This is a genomic window from Parapedobacter sp., from assembly GCF_035556095.1.
Classification (GTDB): domain Bacteria; phylum Bacteroidota; class Bacteroidia; order Sphingobacteriales; family Sphingobacteriaceae; genus Parapedobacter.
This window is the reverse complement of the sequence record NZ_DATMFT010000004.1, coordinates 94,679-116,607: the sequence shown is the minus strand read 5'-3', so window position 1 is coordinate 116,607 and position 21,929 is coordinate 94,679. Positions and strand designations below refer to the sequence as shown.

Below are 21,929 nucleotides of genomic sequence, written 5' to 3'. Positions count from 1 at the left end.
CCAATGAAATATATCCCCAACAGGCATACTCGGGCAGTGGTAACCAATCGTGTAAATCTATTCGCCGTATTCATCATGGTTTTCTCCCTTGGTTGCGGGTGCACTGGTCAGCAACGTTTTGACGACAGCATATTGTGGTCGGTAGAACACCCGGTTACCGGTGCCCGTTCCTATGTGATGGGCACGATACACGAGCTGGATACTAATTATATTACCTTACCCCTTGACCAGATTGCCGCATTAATTGCCGAAACAGATTTCCTTTGCTTGGAAGTGAAATTGTCTGAGACTCGGCAGCAGGCGGCTAAATTTGGTAAGGCTATGTTTCTAAGTGATACTGCACAGCATGTGATGAAGGCCTTAGATGAACCTTATCAGACAGAGCTTTTAGGGCTCCTGCAGTCGGGTAAGCTCGCTAACGCATTGCCGTGGGAGCTAGCGTTACCGCGACTTAAACCACAAGCCATAAGTTTTTTTCTCTTAATGGGAAACCAACAACGCAGCCCGTTATTTCAGGAAGCGAATTTTCAACCGGAGTCCCATTTCGAACAATACGCTGAAGCTAACGGGATCCGTGTCGTGGGGTTTGAAAAATCGGGAGACCAGTTAAGCTATATGATTAGAGACGACGGTACCTCATTCGAGGATGGGATTGAGCAATTGAAGGTAAGTATCGATTATTTCTCGGAAGATAATGCCGAGCGCATCGATATCTACGCAAACTACCGGCAACAGAACCTAAGCCTGCTTCCCCAGGAAGTGTATGAAGACTCGATTATGGTGATGCGAAATCGTAACATGGCGTTGAAGGCGGATAGTATGATGCAGGATAATACCATATTTCTTATGATTGGTGCTGCCCATTTACCTTTTTCGTCGGGCGTACTTCAATTATTGCAAGACAAGGGCTATCAGGTACGCCCCATCGAAGTCGTTATTCCGTTAAAGGAAAGTCGATAATCACTATTGAAGCTGCATCCATTTTTTTACCTTTGGTGCGTACCAACGAAGTTTGATCCACCAATTAACGACCATGGATAACATTTCAAATGCTTCCGCGCTGATTACCGACGATGCCGCCGTATTCGGGCTATTGATGGTCATCTTGGCCGTGATTTTCTATACATCTAATAGTAAAAACACGGGGTTCCGTAAGTTTTACACGGTGCTGCCGCCACTGTTGCTGTGCTACTTTGTACCGGGGCTGTTCAATTCGTTCGACGTCATCTCGGGCAGCGATTCTCAACTGTACAGCATGAGCTCCAATTACCTACTTCCGGCTTGCTTGGTCCTTTTTACGTTGAATATCAATTTCCGCGAGGTATGGAAACTACGCAAGAAAGCCGGGTTGTTGTTTTTTACGGGGATGATCGGCATTATCCTTGGCGGCCCATTTGCCGTATGGCTATTTTCGCTGTTTGCGCCCGACGTGGTGTCGGGTGAGGTATGGAAGGGGCTGGCTACGCTGGCTGGCTCATGGATAGGAGGTGGTGCGAACCAAGCGGCCCTGTTCCGTATATTCGAGCCGTCGCCGGAGATTTTCGCGGCGACCGTAGCCGTAGATGTGTTCGTAGCCTACGGCTGGATGGCCGTATTGCTGTACGGAGCCAGTAAGCAACGGCAGTTTGACGCTTATTTTAAGGCCGAGGGCAACGAGGTGGAAGAACTATCCAAGCGGATGGAGGCATACGGTGGCCAAGCCACGAAGGCAGCCGAGACCAAAGATTACATCATCATGCTGGGCATCGCCTTCGGTGTAACGGGAGTGGCGCATTTGCTGTCCGGTGTCATTGCTCAGTACATCGCAGCGCATGCACCGCAGCTCGATAAATTCAGTTTGACGTCGGGTTTTTTCTGGTTGATTCTGCTCGCCACCCTGATGGGTGTGGGGCTTTCGTTTACCCGTGCACGCCAAATGGAAAGCTTAGGGGCATCGCGCTTGGCAACCGTTTTTCTGTATGTGCTGATTGCCACCATCGGGATGCAGATGGATGTGTTTGCCATCCTGGATAATCCGGGACTTTTTTTGGTCGGCCTTACTTGGCTGGCGTTTCACGCGTTGCTATTGTTTATCGTGGCCAAACTTGTCAAAGCACCTTTTTTCTTTTTCGCCATCGGCAGCATGGGCAATATCGGTGGCGTGGCTTCCGCCTCGGTTACCGCGGGGGCTTTCCATCCGGCACTCGTGCCCGTAGGGGTATTCATCTCGGTGTTCAGCTACGCGATAGGTACGTATGCAGGCTATTTGTGTGGCATTCTGATGCAACTGGTAGCGCCTTGAGTGATGGAGATAAAAAGATAAACCAGGAAAAACCAAAAAACCCTACCTTTGTGCCATGACCAAAGAACAGATACAGGACTTGAGGGATCGAACAGCTTCCCTGAGGAGGCACCTTTGACATCGATGTGCGCAAGAACGAAATAGAAAGCGAACAGGCCACCACATTGGAACCCAGCTTTTGGGACGACTCCAAGGCAGCCGAGAAAGTCCTGCAATCCATAAAGAGCAAGAAAATCTGGACCGATCACTTCGATGAGGTTGCGGCAGCGGTGGATGACACAGTCGTGATGTTCGAGTTCTACCAAGCCGGTGACGCTTCGGAAGGGGAGGCACAAGAACAGTATGATGTAGCGGTGGGGAAAGTAGAAGCGCTGGAATTCAAGAACATGCTCAGTGCTGAAGAAGACCAGTTGGATGCCGTATTGCAGATTACGGCAGGTGCGGGTGGTACAGAGAGCTGCGACTGGGCGGGCATGCTGATGCGGATGTATATTATGTGGGGCGAAAGCAACGGTTACAAGGTGACCGAGCAGGATTACCAAGAAGGCGACGTGGCGGGTATTAAAACCGTGACGTTGCAGTTCTCGGGCGATTTTGCCTATGGCTATCTCAAAGGGGAAAATGGTGTACACCGGTTGGTGCGGATCTCGCCGTTCGATTCCAATGCCAAGCGTCACACGTCCTTCGCCTCCGTATATGTGTATCCGTTGGTGGATGACAACATCGAAATCGACGTGAAAGAGTCTGAAATCGACTGGGATACTTTCCGGTCCGGAGGGGCTGGTGGTCAGAATGTGAACAAGGTGGAAACTGCAGTGCGCCTGCACCATAAGCCTACGGGCATCATCATTAAAAACCAGGAATCGCGCTCGCAATTGCAGAATAAGGAAAATGCATTGCGCTTACTGAAATCGCAGCTTTACGAAATCGAGATGCGCAAGCGACAGGAAGCCACCGCAGCGATAGAGGGGAGCAAGAAAAAAATTGAGTGGGGCTCGCAAATCAGGAACTATGTGCTTCACCCTTATAAGCTGGTTAAAGACTTGCGTACCAATGTCGAAACTTCCAATACACAGGCTGTGCTCGATGGTGATATCGATGAGTTCCTGAAAGCTTATTTGATGGAGTTCGGAGGGTAATAAGTCGTAAGCAATCAGCTAAAACTCATTCTTCCACATCATGCTTTCTACGGGGCGTGTGGTTTTCCGGTTGTACTTGGCGTTGCCCTTGGTGTTGTAAAAAACCTCGATATCGCCTTCCACATGGAAATAAATCAACTGTCCGATCGGCATACCGGCGTAGATCCGTACGGGCTGTGCCACTGAAATCTCCAGGGTCCAGGTGTTGCAGAAACCGACATCACCTTTACCGGCGGTAGCATGGATGTCGATGCCTAACCGGCCAGTACTCGACTTCCCTTCCAAAAAAGGTACGTGGTGATGTGTTTCGGTATATTCAAGTGTTACACCGAGGTATAGCGTGTTCGGCTCTAGCACGAAGCCAGCCTTCGGGATTTCGAAGTGTACGATTTCGTTATGTTGCTTCGCATCCAGTACGCGGTCTTTGTATGTGGCCAGGTACTTGCCTAAGTGCACATCGTACGAGTTGGTGCCGAGGCATTCCCTGCGGAAAGGCTCAATAACGATGGAGCCGCTCTCCAGCTCCTCTAAAATGCGTTTGTCGGATAGAATCATTTTTTTAATAAGCTCGTGGCAAAAATACACTAATGAATCAGATTTTTAAGGAATTGGTTATAAATAACTATTTATAAATAGCTATTTTCCCCCCTATAAGTGTTGCTTCTTATTAGCAAAGGGGAAATCGATGAATTATTGATATTCTAATTGTTTTTTCGTACCAATAATTTATCTAAGTTTGACGCTATGGCTTTGGCATATTTACGGGAGTTGGACAATAACGTCCGGTTTGCCATTTGGCGGATCGAAGAATCGGCCGAAGACCTGATCAGTCGAATCCAACTGGATGACCGCGAAAAGGCGATCTTAAGTCGGTTGAATAAGGGTAAGCGCACACTGCACTGGCTGGCCACGCGTGTTTTATTGCGGACCATGTTGGATACGTCGGGTTTCATCGACTGCCCATCCGACGAAAACGGTAAACCTTACCTGGTGAATTTTCCGCAGCGCATTTCGCTGACGCATTCGTTCGACTATGCCGCGGTGATGATGAGCGATAATGGCGAGGTAGGCATCGACTTGGAACTGGTGAAGCCGAAGATTGTCCGTATTGCCGATAAGTTCATGAAAGCCGAGGAGCTCACAGCCATCGGCCGAGACCATATCGGGAAGCTCTACGCCTGCTGGTGTGCCAAGGAAGCGGTATATAAATTGCAGGGCAATAGAGGGGTTTCATTTAAAGATAACATGACTATTAAGCCATTTGATTTCCAAGACCAGGGGATCTTGTTCCTGGAGCTGGATGCACCGCACCGCAAGGAGCAATTCAAGGTATACTATGAAAAATTCCAGGAATATATGCTTGGCTATGTGATGGAAGGAGGAGTAGACTAAACGATGCTGAAAAGAGATTCATTAACGGCGCAGATGCAGCAATTGAGCCACACGCTGGCCAAGGTAAAACGGCTTATTGTGGAAGAACAACACACAGAAGCTTTATCGACCTTGGAAAGGGTGCTGGGTGAATATTTCGGTACATCGATTACCGACCTGCTGGAAACGCCGGCGAACGTTTTCCGCCAACACTTGGATAAAGCAGACTTTCTCCCTGAGGAGTTGAGTCTTCTAGCCGACTTTTTGGATACTGCTGCCGAGACGTGCGGGCAGGATGCCGACAGGGCCCGGCTGTGGGAAAAGGTACTGCTTATCTACGATATACTGGAGCAGGAGCATAAAGTTGTATCATTTGCCCATATTGCCCGTAGGGCCACAATAACGGCGGCTGGCGACGGCTGAGTGACCCAAGGATCATTGCTAGCCAAGCAATTCCCTGACCTGCTGGGATGCCCGGCGGTTATCCACCTTGTCTATGATGTGGCTGATGATGCCTTCTTCATCGATAATAAAAGTGATACGCAGTGTACCCATGTATTTCCTTCCAAACAATGTCTTCTGGGCCCAAACACCATAGTCGTTGACGATGCGTTGGTCGGTATCCACCAAAAGGGTGAATGGCAAATTATACTTGTTGGCAAAATTGCGATGGGATCGTTCGGAGTTGACACTGACGCCGATTACCTCGAAGCCATCCGCTAGTAGCGACTGATAGTTGTCGCGGTAATTGCACGCTTCGGTGGTACAGCCCGGCGTATTATCTTTGGGGTAAAAATAGAGGATGACCTTCTTGCCCTTGAAATCGCTTAAGGAGACAGTTTTGCCATGTTGATCTGTCGCTGTTATTGCGGGAGCCTTATCGCCCACTTTCAGTGTTGCCATATTCGTACGGATTTTCGATGTATTATTTCAAAAATGAAATTTCATAAACTTGCTCGTTGTCTTTCCAATCGACCACTTCCAGCCGGAAGCTATGTTTGCCGGTAGGTAAGTTTGGCTCAAACACGTGCCAAAGTGAGCGCGATTTCGGATCATATTCCATAAGTACCCACTTACCGTCTATGTAACCGCGGAATGATTGTATGCCCGACAGGTTGTCGGAGATTTTAAAGTTTACCTGGCGTACCGTGCCCATGTCTTTACCCGGACTGATGTTTTGCGGTTGGATGGTTGGCGGCACGGTGTCCACGGCGACGTGGAAGCTCCCGAAAGAACGGGTCTTGGTACGCACCCAACCATCGTCGAAATTTCCTCCGTGCGAGTTCCGCCGGTCATCGACGATAATGGCCTTCGGTTTTAGTGCGTCGGTCAGGGTGCTGTCCGGTTTGATTTTGAGCTCATAACTTTCAAAGAGCGGGATGAATCGGTTGTGTACGTGCTGCACCATCGAATAACCGTCTCTCGGGCGCGCACTTTGGTGATAGTTGAAGTGTAAATGGTCGTATAGGGCGCCCTCGGACATGATAATTTCGATATGATCTGCGGCAAAGTGGTTTTCGCGGTCGTACCGAAACATCGCTGTACCGGTGGTGCGCTGCCTTTCGGGTATATATAGGGGATCGCTTTTGACCTTTAATGTATGGGTGCTGGTATTCCCATGTGCATCGCGCACCCGGTACATCAGGGTATGTTCGAGGTTATCTGTCAATGTAATGCTCCCGTCGCCTTCGAGGAAATGGAAAATATTGATGGGATTGTTGGGATCCTTAAAGCTCTTCTGCACCCGTGTTTGCTTGAGGATGTAATAGGGATAATCGATGTAGGAGTGGATCGCTCGAGAAGTGGCAAATGATAATTCTTCGAAAAGAACGGTGCTGATCGGTTTATCGTCTAAGAAGAGCTCGATGGAGTAGACCCCGTTATTGAACGTGGTGCCGTTATGCCGATCGGTCGTGTTGATACCGATGCCAAATCGACCGTTTACGCGTGCGGTTTGCTTATCTGTCAACGAGAGATGCCTCCTCGGTGTATGTTCACTGAATGGCTCGTCTGCGAGGTCGTATAGGGTAATTCCCCGGATAGTAGGGGGCACATTGTCTGGGAATTTCAGCCCAAACAGTTGGGGATTGAGTGGGGCCTCGGTTTCGGTATCCCGCAGTTCAAAGTGGAGGTGTGGACCTTGCGAGCTGCCCGAATTGCCGGCAAGCCCAATCCGATCACCTTTTTTCAGCAAGACGGCGGCGGAGTCTAGTGTGACATCCACATCGAAGCGTTCCTGTTCGTATTGCTTAGCCTTTACGATAGCTGCAAGTTGAGCGTTGAATTCAAGCATGTGCAGGTATACGCTGGTATAGCCATTGGGGTGGTTGATATACACGGAATTGCCGCCGCCACCTATCTGTACACGTATGCGCGATACATAGCCTTCGGCTACAGCGAAGATCGGCAGCCCCACCCGTTGCTGGGTGCGGTAATCATCTCCGGCATGGAAGTGTGTGGAACGCAGTTCGCCGAACGTGCCGGATGCCTGCGGGGGGATATCTAAGGGGTTCCGGAAATAGTTTGCCGGGTATTCGCGGGTTTTTATAACTGCCGGCTGCGCCTCGGCGAGGAGGGCTGCAAAAAACAAACTTGTCCAGATACAGAGTGCCTTCATGTATGATTTGTTACTTCACGTGAAAATGAAACATCCGCTGGTCACCGATGAACCCTTCGAGGTAATCACCGATAGCCACGGCCCCCACGCCCGCTGGCGTACCCGTGAAAATGAGGTCGCCTTTGCGGAGGGTGATATACTGCGAGACGAACACGAGGAGGTACTCAAACGAAAAAATCAATTCGGCCGTGTTCCCCTGCTGTACCGTCTCGCCATTTTTGTCTAACCGGAAGGCCAGGTTATACAAGTCGCCGAACGTGTCTTTGGGGTGCAGCGTGCTAACCGGTGCCGACCCATCAAATGCTTTTGCAAGCTCCCAAGGCAGGGATTTCTCCTTGTGTTCCTGTTGGATGTCCCGTGCCGTAAAATCGATTCCCAAACCAACGGCATCATAGTAGGTATGTGCAAATTTTGCACCGATATGCTTCCCCTCTTTGCAGATGCGGAGAACGACCTCGACTTCGTGATGGATGTTCGCGGAAAAATCCGGATAATAGAAATCGCGGTTATCTTTTAATAATGCGGTATCGGGTTTTAAGAAAATAACCGGTTGCTCGGGCACCGGGTTGCGAAGCTCTTTGGCATGTTCGGTATAGTTGCGGCCGACGGCGACAATCTTCATATCTTATGCTGTTTGAGGCAAACTTAGTCAAATTCTGTTGCAATTGAGAAACTGCCTTATGCCACTGCGTTCGTGAATGAACCCGTTATAACAAGGCGTTCGTGCAAAGATTGCTGAAACCGTTGGCTTTTTTTCGCAAACTCTCCAAAAAAATGAGCCTAGCGACATTCGTGTAAAAAAATGTGTGTAAGGAGGTTTTAACGGTGAAAACAAATAGGCCAATGCCGTCGGGAAGTGCCGTACCATGCTGGTTTTGCTTGCAACTAAATCAATTATTACATACCTTAGCCCCGTTGTCGGGTAATTGCGCGACTAACAAACCAAAGAAAAAACAAACAAACAAAGTCGTTCACCTGTTAAAACATTTATAAACATGTCAGTAATTTTTTGCCTAGTTGTTGGCTAAAATATTTTAGCAAACCAATTGAAGAAGGTTGTTTTTAGCTATCAGTTATTTCGGGCGCGCTTGAAGCGATGGTCTGAAGTTGGAGCTATCCCGGCTTGGGATTGATGCTGGCGAACGCTGGGAATAAGGACCAGGAATTAATGATGAACCAATAATACAAAACAATGAACCAACAATTAATTAAAACACGACACGGGAGGGTGCGATTGTCATTTCTCCCGCTTGCTGCAGCATTGCTAACGGGACCCGCATTTGCGGGGAACAGTGGGCATACGACGCGACACGTGGTCGCCCCGGTTGCGCAGCAAACCATTACCGGCACGGTAACCAGTGCTGCGGACGATACACCTTTGACAGGAGTATCTGTGGCCGTGAAGGGTACCTCGCGCGGTGCGGCTACCAATGACGCCGGGCAATACACGATTTCCGCTGAAGCTGGCGAAACCTTGGTGTTTTCTTATTTGGGCTATACCCCGCAAGAGATTGTGATCGGGCAAACGGCCACCATCCATGTACAGTTGGAAGAAGATGCGGAGAGTCTGGACGAAGTGGTTGTAGTGGGGTATGGTACGCAGCGGAAATCCGACCTGACGGGATCGATAGGGGTGTTGTCGGCCGAGGACCTGCTGCAAGCCCCTGTTAACAATGCATTGCAAGGGATGAAGGGGCGCGTTGCTGGTGTTAACGTCTTTTTGAATTCAGGTTCCCCATCAGGAAGCCCGCGTATCCTGATTCGGGGGCTGGGCACCATCAATTCCTCTTCCAATCCGTTGTTCGTTGTGGATGGGGTCGCCATGGAGAGTATCCAGTTTCTTAATCCCAATGATATCGAGCGCATGGAGGTGTTGAAGGACGCTTCATCGACGGCGATTTATGGTGCTAGGGGAGCAAATGGCGTTATCCTTATTACCACGAAACGGGGAGCGAAAGTTGGTGGGACGGTTGTTAGCTATGACGGTTTCGTGAATGTGGGTACATTGCCCCGCAAAATTGATGTGCTTAATTCCGCCGAATGGTTGGAAGTTATTGAACGTGGTTTTGCGAATCATTCCAAATACAGTACGGACGATATTCCCGTGCTCACCCGAGATGACCCGAGGTTATTTGATGAACAGGGCAATCCATTGTATGATACCGACTGGCAGGAAGAAGCAACTCGTACGGCGTTGTCACATAACCACCAGTTTGCCGTGCAGACCAAGGCGGACAATTCGTCGTTTGGTGCTTTCATCAACTACGCCAACATGCAGGGAATCATGCTCCGTAACGATGTGGAGCGTATAAATGGTAAAATTGCCTACGATGCACAGCCGAAAGATTGGCTTTCTCTGGGCGTCAATCTGCTGGCCAATTACACGAAAGAAAATGAGTTTGAAGAAGGTGGTGGCCATCAGATGCCGCGCCGATCGATGCTCGAGATGGTGCCGATCTTTCCGGTGAAGTTCCCTGACGGTACGTGGGCGAATAGTAGTATGATTACCGATCCCTTTGGATTGGAAGCAATTCCGAATCCGGTGCATGTACTTGAGACCCAAGACCGGCTCCGTAAGCGGCAACAGTTGTTTGGCAACGCATACCTTACGTTCCATATCTTACCCGGGCTGGATCTACGTACGCAATTTGGTTTTGATAAGCATGATACCAATATCCAAGAGTACAGTCCTACCGACTTAATTAACATTTCACAGCCATTGGGCCGCGCTTACCTTGAAAACCAGCGGTCGTTTTACTGGCAGGAAGAAACTTATCTGAACTACAATAAAGAGCTGGGCGACCACCGTATCAACTCTGTATTGGGGTTGAGCTGGCAACAACGTGTTTACGCAAATAATTCGATTTCTGCTGAGGGGTTTGCTGACAACTTCTTCCGCTTCAATGCCATCCAATCGGCCAGCCAACCGGGGGCACCGGCGTCTTCGTACGACAAATGGGCGATGAACTCTTATTTTTTACGGGGGAGTTACAGCTACAAAGACCGATATTTGGTTACAGTAACGGGTAGGATCGACGGCTCTTCGCGGTTCGGTGAGAACAACAAGTATGGTATCTTCCCGTCGGCAGGCTTGGGCTGGGTACTTTCGGAGGAGTCATTCCTGAGTGATGCGCAGGCATTGGATGAACTTAAAATCCGTTCGAGTTACGGTGTAACCGGTAATACCGAAATCCCGACATACCAGTCGCTGGGGACGATATCTACCGGAACAACACTGATCAATGGAAGCCGGGTGGCATATAGCTACATCAATCGCCTGCCAAACCGTAATTTGGAGTGGGAGAAGACCAATCAATTCGATGTTGGGTTTGACCTAGCGATGTATAACCGCCGTCTTACGGTGGCATTTGATTATTACTATAAGCTTACGACAGACCTCCTGCTCGATAAGCCGGTGCCTTATTCCACGGGTTTCACCGGCGTGCGAGACAATATCGGCTCGGTATCCAACAGGGGGGTTGAGGTGCTGTTGAGTGGTGTACCGGTAGCAAATGATGTATTCAGCTGGCAGTCTACGCTCAATTTCAGTTTCAACAAGAACCGCATCGAGGAGTTGGGTGAGAATGGCGAGGACATTTTCCCCGGACCCAACTGGGTATCGGGAAGCCAAACGATATTGCGGGTTGGCGAGCCGCTGAGTTCGTATTGGGGTTATCGGCGATTAGGCACGTGGGGCACGGATGAAGCTGACGAGGCTGCGGCGGTAGGCGCCATTCCCGGTGTTGCCAAACGCAGCGCTGACCGGACCATCATCGGGAACGGACTCCCCGATTGGGTGGGGAGCTTCGTGAATAACGTAAGTTATAAGAACTTTGATCTTACCGTAGATCTACAGTTCGTTTGGGGAGTGGACATTCTGCAACAATTCACACACTCCATGGAGGACCGCACCGGCCTATCCAATGGCCTCGCAACGACGCTGTACGACAGTTGGACGGAAACGAACCAAAACACCATGGTACAACAGATTCGGAACGGTGCTTATTCTGGCCAAAATAGTGAAGTTGACGACCACTGGGTTGCCGATGGCTCGTATTTGCGTGGGAACCTTATTTCGCTCGGTTATAATTTCGGGAGCGTGTCTTTGGACAGGATGAACCTGAAAGGCCTGCGGGTTTACGCCAGTGTGCAGAATGCATTCCTTATTGACTCAAAGGAATTTAAAGGGTATGACCCGGAAGCTACGTCTTGGGGTGGGGATCAATGGGGACAGAATATTTTCTTTTTCCAGTACCCCAACCCACGCACTTTTACGATAGGTACCAGTTTCCAGTTTTAACCTACAAAACGATTGAAGATGAAAAAGTTAATAGCAATTATGGTTACAGCAGGAGTACTGGCGACCTCCTGTTCGGATTTTCTTACGGAAGTGCCGAAAGACGAAATCGCGCCGAACCAGTTTTTCAAAAATTCGGACCATGCGTATAATGCAGTGAATTCGTTATATCGGACCGGTGCGCCCTCGTTATTTGGCGCTAGCGTTTACGCTGGATCGAGGCTGATGTTTGGGCCTTATATGTCTGGGTTGGTAGACAACGATTATAAAGGACAGGAAGTGCACGTACAACACGCCCAAGAACTTACGCTAAACGGTGTTAATATGTCGGGATACCTCGGTGGTTTCTGGCGCGACATGTATTTGGGTATATCCCGGGCGAATAACGCCATCAAGTATATTCCCACGACACCGGGCCTGGCCGAATCGGAGGCCAATAAGCTGCTCGCGGAAGCCCGTTTCTTCCGGGCGATGAGCTACTATTACCTCGTTCGCTTTTTCGGGGACGTACCCTTGGTGACTGAGCCCTACGAAAGCCTGGAGAACCTATATGTCGAACGTACTCCGGTTGTGGATGTGTACGCGCTCATTATCGAAGACCTGACGTTTGCTGCCCAAGATGGTATGCTTGCGGAGACAACGATGAGTGGTAATGGGAACCGGATAACGCAGGGAGCTGCACAGTCGCTGCTCGCAGAGGCCTACCTTACCATGAGCGGCTATCCGTTGCAGGCAGACCGGTATGCCGACGCTGCCAGGGAAGCTCGCGATATTATTTCCAGCGGTGTATACAGCCTCACGCAGCATGATCGAAATGCACAAGGTGAAGTGGTTTTGACCAATAGTGCTTACAATAAAGCCCGAATTGCGGATAATCTCCCCAACGAGCAGATTTATTACTATGAGTATACTGCTGATATTTCGGATTTCCGCTCCGGCTATACACAGTATGCATTTCCGGTGAGCATGGCCCCCGAGCTGGCTTACGCGATTTTCAATAATGCCTATCGGCCCACAGCTGCCCTACTACGGGCGTACGATAGCGACGCGGACTTACGTATACAGGAAAAGCAATATTTCCATTCGTCACTCACCCGGGCCGACGGTACGGTGGCCAATTTCAATACAGCGCCGCACATCTGGTTCGACGAGGAAGCGTCATTGGAAACTGCAACATCGGGGAAAGATCTGCCGATTATGACCTATGCTAACATCCTGCTGGTGGCCGCCGAGGCGATTGCCCAATCCGAAGGTGTTACGGCCGAAGCGATAGACTATCTCGCACAGGTAAGAAGCCGGGCCTATTGGAAGCAAACAACGGCAGAAGTTGAGGCCGATTTGGCCGACCTCAGCCCGCAACAGTTCGTGGAAGAAGTGTGGAAGGAACGGTTGCGTGAACTACTGTTCGAGTTCCATATCTGGTTCGATATCCTGCGTACCCGGCAATTCCCGGTAACCGGGGATAATGGTGAGATCGATTTTGTCAATGTCATCGGTCACCAGAATAACTTTGGCGCCACTTACTCCGAAGACCACCTATTGTTTCCCATACCGGATGAGGAAATGCAGCGGAACCCTTCGTTGACACCAAACCCGATACGGTAATTAACCCTTAACTGCCAGCAAGTTGTTACATAACTTGCTGGCAATTTTAGTATATTAGCAGCGTACTATCGGCTATATGCAAGCCGTACGGAATCAGAAACGCTAAAACAATTTAATTTAAATTTTAAATGAAAAAAAGTAATCAAGTAAAGGCAACCCGTAGGGATTTCATCAAAACCGGGGCTGCCGCTGCAGCGGGCTTTATGGTAGTACCCCGGCATGTATTGGGGGGTACTGGTTTCATTGCGCCTAGCGACAAATTGGTCGTGGCGGGCATTGGTGTAGGCGGTAAAGGTGAATCGGATATCCGCAGTTTTCATGAAAGTGGAAAGGCGGAGATTGCCTTTCTCTGCGATGTTGACGACCGTCGTGCGGCGGGTTCTGTGAAGCGGTTCCCGAAAGCGAAATATTACAAAGATTACCGGGATATGCTCGATAAGGAACACCGTCATATTGATGCAGTATCGGTATCTACTCCCGATCATAACCACGCGATACAAGCACTGGCTGCGATGCAGTTGGGGAAACACGTATACGTGCAGAAGCCACTTACTCACGACGTGTTCGAGGCTCGCGCATTGACGCAGGCGGCAAAAAAATATAAGGTGGTAACCCAGATGGGTAACCAAGGCGCATCGGGCGATGGTGTCCGTATCATGCGTGAATGGTTTGACGCGGGGCTGATCGGCGACGTGCATACCATCTATACGTGGACGGATCGACCTGTATGGCCACAAGGCATCCAATGGCCAGCCCAAAAGGCTGAGGTACCTAAGGAACTTGACTGGGACCTTTGGTTGGGTACTGCTCCCTATAAGGAATATATCGATAAATTGGTGCCGTTCAACTGGCGTGGCTGGTGGGATTACGGTACCGGCGCATTGGGCGACATGGGGTGCCATATCATGGAAGCGCCCTTCAGTATCTTGGGGCTCCAATATGTAAAGGATGTCCAGGCCAGTGTCGGAAGCGTTTACGTGGATGAGTTCAAACGGGGTCACTTCCCCGAAAGCTGCCCGCCGTCCAGCTATGCGGTACTTACTTTCCCTAAATCTGCAAAAACGACTGGAGACGTGAAAATCCATTGGATGGACGGTGGTATACAACCGCAACGCCCAGAAGAATTGGGACCGAATGAAGTATTTGGTGACGGTGGCAACGGTATCCTCTTTGTAGGTACTAAAGGCAAAATGATGGCTGGTTGCTATGCCGAAAACCCCAGGTTGTTGCCTACCTCACTAACCGAGAAGCATCAACTACCTGTTAAATACGAACGGGTACCCAATGGGTCGGGTGGCCACTATGCACAATGGGTGGAGGCATGCATTGCCGGACACGGCAACAAAGAGGTAAGTTCGCCGTTCTCCATTGCCGGTCCGCTTACCGAAGCGCTGCTTATGGCCAACTTAGCCATCCGCGGCTCGGACCTGCGTATCGATAACAAATATCCCGGAAGAAACCTCAAGTTGATTTGGGATAACGATAACATGAAGGTGACCAACTTCGATGAGGTCAACCAATTCGTAAAGCGGCAATACCGCCAAGGTTGGAGTTTACCGACCGTTTAATAACGATTACCTTTAAGCAAACGGGGTGCACCAATCGGCGTACCCCGTTTTGCTTATCCGCCATCCGTATTGTAATTAATTTCAAATTATTTAGACTTATTATAAACTAGTGTCTATATTTGCCCTCGTAAATAAATAGGCCGTGCAGTTCGCACCTGCACGGCCGGTCCACCAAGGGTGGTCGCTTTTAACATATTGGTATACATTCAAAAGCTATGCAAAGTAGGCAAATTTTGTTTGCAGTGGCAATTAGCACCTGTAAAATTATTGCTATCTATGCCCAACGGGGCCTTCCAAGACCTTTCCACAATTTTTATCTCATCATTTCTAACACATTATCATTATGAAAGTTAAACACGTTATCGTTGTTTGTATTGTATGTCTATTTTCATTTTCTAGCGCGTGGGCACATGCGCTGTGGATAGATACGGCCCCGATTGGTAAATCGGGTACGGCGCACCATGTGCGAATTTATTACGGTGAACCGTCTGAGGGGGTATTGGAGAACGTTACCGATTGGTGGTCGGATGTCGGTTCCTTTGTGCTCACCATACATTTCCCCGATGGCAGCAAAAAGGAATTGGCCGTTACGCCGAAATCCGACCACTATACGGCTACATTTACCCCCGAAGGAAATGGCATATATGCCCTCACTATTACGAAGCCGGTTGCGGAGACCTTTGACGGTCACAAGTACCAATTCAATGGTGCCGCTTTTGTGCACGTAGGGGCAACGCCAGCCGGAAACGCTGACGGCCTCGGCGATTTCCGTTTATTGGCCCGTTCGTTGGGAACGGAGGCCGTTGGCAAGGCCATTTCTGTTGATGCGCATTTGGAAGGTCAACCGTTAGCCGATTTGGAAGTGACGGTATTCTCGCCAAATGGTTGGCAAAAAACTTTCCGCACGGACGATAAAGGTGCGATTTCATTCGTTCCCGATAGACCGGGGCATTATCTTGTTGAGGCCTTGTACAGCGTAGACGTAGCGAATGCAGACCATAAACACCTTCACCGCATTGCTACCTGGAGTTTTAACATTGACTAGCATTTTGATATCCAAACAATGAAGTTAATCAAACAGTTAACAATTTTATTTTTATTGACCATTTTCGGTTTTTATCCGGGATATACACAAAACGGCAAACATGCGGTGGTTACGGGGAAGATCACGACATCCAATGGATCTCCTGCGGGGCATGTGTCGGTTCGCATAAAAGGTACCCCATTTGGCAGCCAAACAGATGATGCGGGCATTTACCGGATCGAGCTTCCCAAAACAGGTGCGCTTACGTTGGAGATCAGTGCATTGGGCACGGCCAATCAGTCGAAAACCTTTACCGCTTATTCGGGCGAAACCTATACACTTGATTTTACCATCGATATGACCAGCCAGCAGCTGGAGGAAGTGTTAATCAGCGAAAAGCGCGGGAGTTATAATATCCTCACACCATCCCCTACATTGCGGTTGGATGCGCCGTTGATCGAGATTCCACAGAATGTGCAAGTGGTCTCCAGCAAATCCCTTTCGGACCAGCAGGTAGTCAGCATGAGCGACGGCTTGATCAGGAACGTTAGCGGAGCGGTCCGATTGGAGCACTGGGGCAATCTGTATACCAACATCAGCATGCGTGGCACCCAAATCCAGGCATTCCGGAATGGCTTCAACGTGGTGGCCTCTTATTGGGGGCCGCTTACCGAAGACATGAGTTTCGTTGACCACATCGAATTCGTAAAAGGTCCCGCTGGATTTATGCTATCCAACGGCGACCCGTCGGGCTCCTACAATGTGGTAACCAAGAAGCCGACCGGGGAAACAAAGGGCGAGGCTACGCTTACAATAGGGGAATACGACCTTTTCCGTGCCGCACTGGATTTGGATGGCAAGCTCAGCAAAAGCGGTAGGTTGTTATATCGTTTCAATGCATCAGCCCAAACCAAAGGCTCGCATCGCGCCAATGAATTTGATAACCGATATGCGGTGGCTCCGGTGGTTTCCTACCAAATGGACGCCAAAACTAAGGTAACGGCCGAATACACGTTGCAATATGCGAATATGTCCGATGTAGGCTCGTATTACGTGTTTGGCCCTACGCCCGACGGGTACGCCAGCCTTCCACGGGAATTTACGATGATGCCGGTAGGTTTGGAACCGACAAATATCAAAGACCAGACATTTCTGGTGAACCTCACGCACGATATCGATACGAACTGGCGATTGACGGCCCAGGGATACTACTTGTTGTATGACCAGGTGGGTTCTTCAATGTGGCCCGCTTCAAACATGACCGACGACGGTAAAATCATCCGCAGCGTTGGTGTGTGGGATGCACTCAGCGAGATGAGTTTGGCGCAGGTTTTCATCAACGGTAAGCTCACTACGGGCCCTGTTAGGCATCGTATCCTGTTAGGCATCGACGTAGGCAAGAAGAACTACCTGGCGGACTGGGGGCAGTCGCACGCACTGGATACGGCCGATGGCGGCGAGTTCGATGTGCATAATCCGTACCTCGGCGTGCCGGTAAACGGCTACCCATCATTTGATCGTGCCACCAGCTTGGAAGCTCGTGCGGCACTAGCAGGCGGCGCGATGACGCAACAATATAAAGGGATTTACCTGCAGGATGAACTCGGTTTCTTTGAGAACCAATTGCGGCTTACCCTTGCCGGACGTTTTACATCGGTAAGCCAGAGCGCATGGGGCGGTGCGCCCGACAAGGCCAGCCACTTTACGCCGCGGATTGGCTTGAGCTGGAGTATCGACAAACAAACGGCTCTCTATGGGCTATATGACCAAGCGTTCGTACCCCAATCGGGCCGTATTTTCGGCGGCGGGCGGGTAAAGCCCATCACCGGCAACAACCAAGAAGTAGGTTTGAAGCGGAATTGGGCGAATGGGGCATGGAATACGTCGGTTTCGGTGTACCGTATTCTGAAAGAGAATGAATTGACGGCCGATCCACTGCATAGCACCCCCACCGAAAGCTATAGTATCGTTCTCGGGCAGAAGGTAACGCGCGGTATCGAGTTCGATGTCCATGGCCGATTGGCACCAGGACTTGACCTTATCGCCAATTATGCATATACCGATGCGGAAGTGACCAAAGTGGCCGAGGGCGTTACCGATTACGAGGTGGGCGACGACCTGCTTGGCTATGTGGCGAATACGGCAAATACCTGGTTGACCTACCGTATCCAGCGTGGCGCATTGCGGAATTTGGGCGCGGCAGCCGGGTTTACCTGGTTATGGGATCGTAAAACGGACGACTGGGATACGAGTGATGTGCGGCTGCCTGATTATTTCAAGCTGGATGCAGGCCTATTTTGGGAAAATGATGACCTGCGCATTAGCGCTAACCTATTCAATGTATTGGATGATTACCTGTTTACGGGTTCATACTATTCCTGGAACAATGCATTCTATTGGCAGTCTGAAACGCCGCGTAACCTGCGCGTAAGTATTGGCTATAAATTCTGACGTTAAGGGAAAAGGTAGCGGGAAAAAGGGGGGCTGTGAAGCCCCCTTTTTCTCATTATATGGCTATCGACGTGTCCATCACGAAATCTTCGTCGCGAAGGTGTACGATTTCCGTTGCTTTTTCGTAGTTGGTGGATTTCTTGGAGAAGAAATCATGTTGGGTGGTTTCTACGCTGAGTCCGTTCAATACAATCGGGTTTACCCGCTTGACCTCAAAGATGGGTTCGAAGCCCAGGTTCATCAGCGCTTTATTCGCATTGTAGCGTACATATTCTTTCACTTCGGCCGTTAAGCCCACTTCGGTATAAATCTCTTCGGTATACTTGAGCTCATTCTCGTACAGTTCGTTGAGCAGTTCCAACAACTTTTCTTTCGTCTTTTCGGGGTGGGGGAGTGTTTTGTAAACATCCTGCGCCAGCAGCCCTACAAATACGCCGTGAATAGACTCGTCGGCTACAATTTTCTTGATAATGTCCGCGCTGGCCACCATATGTCCCTGTCCGCAAAGCCACAGCGGGATGAAGAAACCGCTATAGAACAGGAAGGATTCCAGGAATACCGAGGCGCATAAGCCCATGAACAGATCTTCCTTGCTGATATCGGCATCGGCCAATTTACGGTAATGTTTATCGATAGTTGATGCCTTAAACTGCAGGTATTTGTTGTTCTGTACCCATTGGAAGATGTCTTCGATATCGCGCGACGTAGCCACTGTGGTGAAGATGGTCGAGTATGACTTGGCGTGGATGGCTTCCATCATGCACATGTATGCTAGTACCGATTTGTTCTGCAATGAATCGATATGATCCATGATTTTCGGCATGCCTGTGTGACTTTGCAGCGTATCGAGTAGTGTAAGTCCACCCAATGCTTTTTTGTAACACTCCCGCATTTCGGGGGAAAGGGCCTTCCAACTGTCGATATCTTTAGAAGGAATGTATTCGGTGTCTATCCAGAATTGTTTGATGTTCTGTTCCCAAAACATCAATGCATAGTCATTTTCCGGTTCGTTCCAATTGACGGCTTTATATTGTTTCATGATGGTTTTGCTTTTTTGCTCCTTACTCTTTACTCTTTACTCTTTACTCGCAGAGCTACGCCGAGCACGATACACATTCGTTGATCGATGACTTCCGCGTACGCGTGTAATACAGCGATTTCAACCCCATTTTATGCCCATAGATATAGTATTTTGCCAAATCGCGGGTATTGTCTTTTGAGTTGGTATGCAGAATGGTGGAAATGCCCTGGTCCACGTGCCGTTGGATAACGGAAATCAACCGCAATACCTTCATCTGGTCCATATCGTATGCCGATTTGTAATAGAAGTAATTATCGTTGGTGAGGTAGGGCATGGGGTAATAAGTGGTGCTATCGCCATACTCCCGCACTTCAATGGTATCTACGATCGGCATAACCGAAGCGGTAGCGTTCATGATGTACGAGGTCGACTGGTTGGGTGCAATGGCTATCCGATAAGCGTGGTATATGCCATGCTCCTGCACTTGCTGTTTCAATGCTTTCCAATCTTCCATCGAAGGGATGTCGACACCAGCGAACAATTCGGTCACCTTAATGGTGGTGGGGAAGTAATCGCGATTAACGTATTTGTCGAAATACGACCCATCGGCATAAGCCGTTTTCTCGAAACCTTCGAACGTTTGCTTCCGCTCACGGGCTATTTCCATGGATGCCTGAAGCGAATAATAGTTGACCATCATGAAGAAGACGTTGGCAAAATCCAATGCTTCCTCACTTTCATACATGATGAAATTCTTCGCGAGGAAGCCGTGAAGGTTCATCGCACCTAAGCCTACGCTGTGCAGTTCGCGGTTAGCTTTTTGGATAGACGGCACCATAGCGATATCGGTCACATCGGTTACCATGGTGAGCGCGCGCATAGCCGTTTTTACAGACTCCTTAATCCGCTTGTTATCCATTACGGTCGCGATATTGAGTGAGCCTAGGTTACATGAGATGCCGTACCGGATGGTGTCTTCCTGTCCGTAGATGTTGATGTCGGATACCTCGGATACCTGCATGATCTCGGTACAGAGGTTAGAAAATTTAACCTTGCCGATACCGTTCAATGCATGTTGCTTATTGGCGTTCTCTTTAAAGAAGATGTATGGATAACCGCTTTCCTTCTGTGTTTGGGCAATCTTGACCAATAGGTGGCGGGCATTGATTTTACGTTTCTTTATCTTCGGATTGGTCACAAGCTCATCGTACATTTCGTCCATATCCAAGTTATCCAGCGGTTGGCCATATTCCTGCATCACCGTATGCGGATAAATTAAGTAACAGGGTTCGTCCTTGGTTGCCAGTTCCATGAACTTGTCGGGCACGATTACACCGATGGATAGCGACTTGATGCGGACCTTCTCATCCACGTTGATTTTCTTACAATCAAGGAATTCTTCGATATCCGAATGGAAGATGTTGAGGTACACCGCTCCCGCTCCCGGCCGCTGGCCCAACTGGTTGGCATAAGAGAAGGTATCTTCGAGGATTTTCATGATGGGCAGCACACCACCGGCACGTCCTTCCACGCCTTTTATGGCTTCGCCCCGGGCGCGGATTTTCGAAATATTGAATGAAACACCACCACCGATAGACGACAACTTCATCGCTGAATCGACCGCATAGCCGATGCCATTGAGGTTGTCGCCGATTTCGTCGAGAAAACAGGACACCAATTCACCCGAACGTTTTTTGCCTGCATTGAGGAATGTAGGGGTAGCGGGTTGGTATTCTTGGTTGATCAAGAGTTCGGCGTATTCCAAGGCCTGCTCTATTCCACCATGGCGGGCAAGGAACAACGATACCGCAGCAACGCGATCTTCGTAGCGTTCCAGGAATTTCTCGCCCGAGTCATCCCGCAGGGCATAGCTTTGGAAAAACTTGAACGCACTCATGAACGAGGCGAAGCGGAACTTTTTTGAAGCGATGAAATCGTATACCCGCTCCATCTCTTCAAAGGTAAACCACTCATAGAAATTGATGTAATAGTTGTTTTCGATGAGGTAGTCTATTTTTTCTTTGAGGGTATAAAAGAATACCGTGTTTTTATTGACATACTCAAGGAAATAAGCGCGCACAGCCTCTTTGTCCTTGTGCAGGCTAAATTCCTCATCGTTCTTGATCATGATTTCGTTATTGAGCAGTATCCAGCTCTTTGCTACCTCGTTTGTTACCATGGTTTTTCCTTGCTTTGATGATGGCGATAAATTCGTTAATGTCTTCGTTGGTTCCCGATAGCTCAAATTTCAAGGCCAATGGGATACCGTATTCGATGGCGATCTTGTTTCCGGCAACGGCGAAATTCTGTCCCCAATTCCGGTTTCCGCTCGACGATACAGATAGGATATATGGGCTTGCCTGCGCTAGAAAGTTTTTCGTGGTTTCGGGGATTTCTCCGAACCGCGTGGTGAACGTTACTAGATGACCTTCCTGAACGGCTACCGTATCCGGTTGGATTTTCTGTGTTTCCCAACCCGTCACTTCGGCCACCTTATGCATAAACCGTTCTACGTTGCCTGTTTTACTATCGTAATATATCCGCTCCATGTTGCG

General features: G+C 49.4%; 17 protein-coding genes. 10 read left to right on the top strand and 7 right to left on the bottom strand.

Annotated elements, in window-relative coordinates; all coding sequences use genetic code 11:
- Window positions 1–3 precede the first annotated feature (3 nt).
- From VNQ80_RS01390 to prfB, 3 genes are all read left to right on the top strand, one after another.
- The gene (locus tag VNQ80_RS01390) at window positions 4–960 is read left to right on the top strand and encodes a TraB/GumN family protein (RefSeq protein ID WP_325635621.1); all 957 of its coding nucleotides are present in this window, start codon (window positions 4–6) and stop codon (window positions 958–960) included.
- A 73-nt stretch (window positions 961–1,033) separates the two neighbouring features.
- Window positions 1,034–2,281, top strand: coding sequence for a DUF819 domain-containing protein (locus tag VNQ80_RS01385; RefSeq protein ID WP_325635620.1), 1,248 nt, complete (start codon window positions 1,034–1,036; stop codon window positions 2,279–2,281).
- 55 nt (window positions 2,282–2,336) lie between these two features.
- Window positions 2,337–3,420, top strand: a protein-coding gene (gene prfB / locus VNQ80_RS01380) for a peptide chain release factor 2 (protein ID WP_325635618.1) whose coding sequence is annotated in 2 segments (ribosomal slippage) — window positions 2,337–2,396 and window positions 2,398–3,420 — 1,083 coding nt in all. Because the reading frame shifts where the segments join, the coding sequence is not laid out codon by codon here.
- An 18-nt stretch (window positions 3,421–3,438) separates the two neighbouring features.
- On the opposite strand, the gene dcd is transcribed toward prfB, so the two are convergent.
- Window positions 3,439–3,975 carry a dCTP deaminase gene (gene dcd, locus VNQ80_RS01375; RefSeq protein WP_325635616.1) on the bottom strand — a complete coding sequence of 179 codons (537 nt, stop codon included), beginning with the start codon at window positions 3,973–3,975 and terminating at the stop codon, window positions 3,439–3,441.
- Between the two features lie 189 nt (window positions 3,976–4,164).
- Here dcd and VNQ80_RS01370 point away from each other — a divergent pair, with 189 nt between their 5' ends.
- Window positions 4,165–4,812, top strand: a complete 648-nt coding sequence (locus tag VNQ80_RS01370) for a 4'-phosphopantetheinyl transferase family protein (RefSeq protein ID WP_325635614.1) — start codon at window positions 4,165–4,167, stop codon at window positions 4,810–4,812.
- 3 nt (window positions 4,813–4,815) lie between these two features.
- Window positions 4,816–5,214, top strand: a complete 399-nt coding sequence (locus tag VNQ80_RS01365; protein ID WP_325635612.1) for a hypothetical protein — start codon at window positions 4,816–4,818, stop codon at window positions 5,212–5,214.
- A gap of 18 nt (window positions 5,215–5,232) precedes the next feature.
- On the opposite strand, the gene bcp is transcribed toward VNQ80_RS01365, so the two are convergent.
- Genes bcp through VNQ80_RS01350 form a run of 3 tightly spaced genes read right to left on the bottom strand, consistent with a single transcriptional unit; the run spans window position 5,233 to window position 8,030 of the window.
- The gene (bcp, locus tag VNQ80_RS01360; RefSeq protein ID WP_325635610.1) at window positions 5,233–5,694 is read right to left on the bottom strand and encodes a thioredoxin-dependent thiol peroxidase; all 462 of its coding nucleotides are present in this window, start codon (window positions 5,692–5,694) and stop codon (window positions 5,233–5,235) included.
- Between the two features lie 22 nt (window positions 5,695–5,716).
- Window positions 5,717–7,408 (bottom strand): M23 family metallopeptidase, encoded by a 1,692-nt coding sequence (locus VNQ80_RS01355; RefSeq protein WP_325635608.1) that lies wholly within the window; start codon window positions 7,406–7,408, stop codon window positions 5,717–5,719.
- A 10-nt stretch (window positions 7,409–7,418) separates the two neighbouring features.
- Window positions 7,419–8,030 carry a fumarylacetoacetate hydrolase family protein gene (locus VNQ80_RS01350; RefSeq protein ID WP_325635606.1) on the bottom strand — a complete coding sequence of 204 codons (612 nt, stop codon included), beginning with the start codon at window positions 8,028–8,030 and terminating at the stop codon, window positions 7,419–7,421.
- Between the two features lie 570 nt (window positions 8,031–8,600).
- Between VNQ80_RS01350 and VNQ80_RS01345 the strand changes: the two genes are divergently transcribed.
- From VNQ80_RS01345 to VNQ80_RS01325, 5 genes are all read left to right on the top strand, one after another.
- Entirely contained in the window at window positions 8,601–11,708 is a 3,108-nt protein-coding gene (locus VNQ80_RS01345; protein ID WP_325635604.1) for a TonB-dependent receptor, read from the top strand.
- Between the two features lie 18 nt (window positions 11,709–11,726).
- The gene (locus VNQ80_RS01340) at window positions 11,727–13,310 is read left to right on the top strand and encodes a RagB/SusD family nutrient uptake outer membrane protein (protein WP_325635602.1); all 1,584 of its coding nucleotides are present in this window, start codon (window positions 11,727–11,729) and stop codon (window positions 13,308–13,310) included.
- Between the two features lie 128 nt (window positions 13,311–13,438).
- A complete protein-coding gene (locus VNQ80_RS01335) occupies window positions 13,439–14,878 on the top strand; it encodes a Gfo/Idh/MocA family oxidoreductase (RefSeq protein ID WP_325635600.1) in 1,440 nt (479 codons plus the stop codon).
- 343 nt (window positions 14,879–15,221) lie between these two features.
- Window positions 15,222–15,923: a DUF4198 domain-containing protein gene (locus VNQ80_RS01330; RefSeq protein ID WP_325635598.1), complete on the top strand. Its 702-nt coding sequence runs from the start codon at window positions 15,222–15,224 to the stop codon at window positions 15,921–15,923.
- Between the two features lie 18 nt (window positions 15,924–15,941).
- Window positions 15,942–18,353, top strand: coding sequence for a TonB-dependent siderophore receptor (locus VNQ80_RS01325; RefSeq protein WP_325635596.1), 2,412 nt, complete (start codon window positions 15,942–15,944; stop codon window positions 18,351–18,353).
- A gap of 55 nt (window positions 18,354–18,408) precedes the next feature.
- On the opposite strand, the gene nrdF is transcribed toward VNQ80_RS01325, so the two are convergent.
- Genes nrdF through nrdI form a run of 3 tightly spaced genes read right to left on the bottom strand, consistent with a single transcriptional unit; the run spans window position 18,409 to window position 21,923 of the window.
- Window positions 18,409–19,392, bottom strand: coding sequence for a class 1b ribonucleoside-diphosphate reductase subunit beta (gene nrdF, locus VNQ80_RS01320; protein ID WP_325635593.1), 984 nt, complete (start codon window positions 19,390–19,392; stop codon window positions 18,409–18,411).
- A gap of 55 nt (window positions 19,393–19,447) precedes the next feature.
- Entirely contained in the window at window positions 19,448–21,553 is a 2,106-nt protein-coding gene (gene nrdE, locus VNQ80_RS01315; protein WP_325635591.1) for a class 1b ribonucleoside-diphosphate reductase subunit alpha, read from the bottom strand.
- Complete coding sequence (gene nrdI, locus VNQ80_RS01310) at window positions 21,510–21,923, bottom strand: class Ib ribonucleoside-diphosphate reductase assembly flavoprotein NrdI (RefSeq protein ID WP_325635589.1); 414 nt, start codon at window positions 21,921–21,923, stop codon at window positions 21,510–21,512. Before nrdI ends, nrdE begins: the two co-directional genes overlap by 44 nt.
- Window positions 21,924–21,929 lie beyond the last annotated feature (6 nt).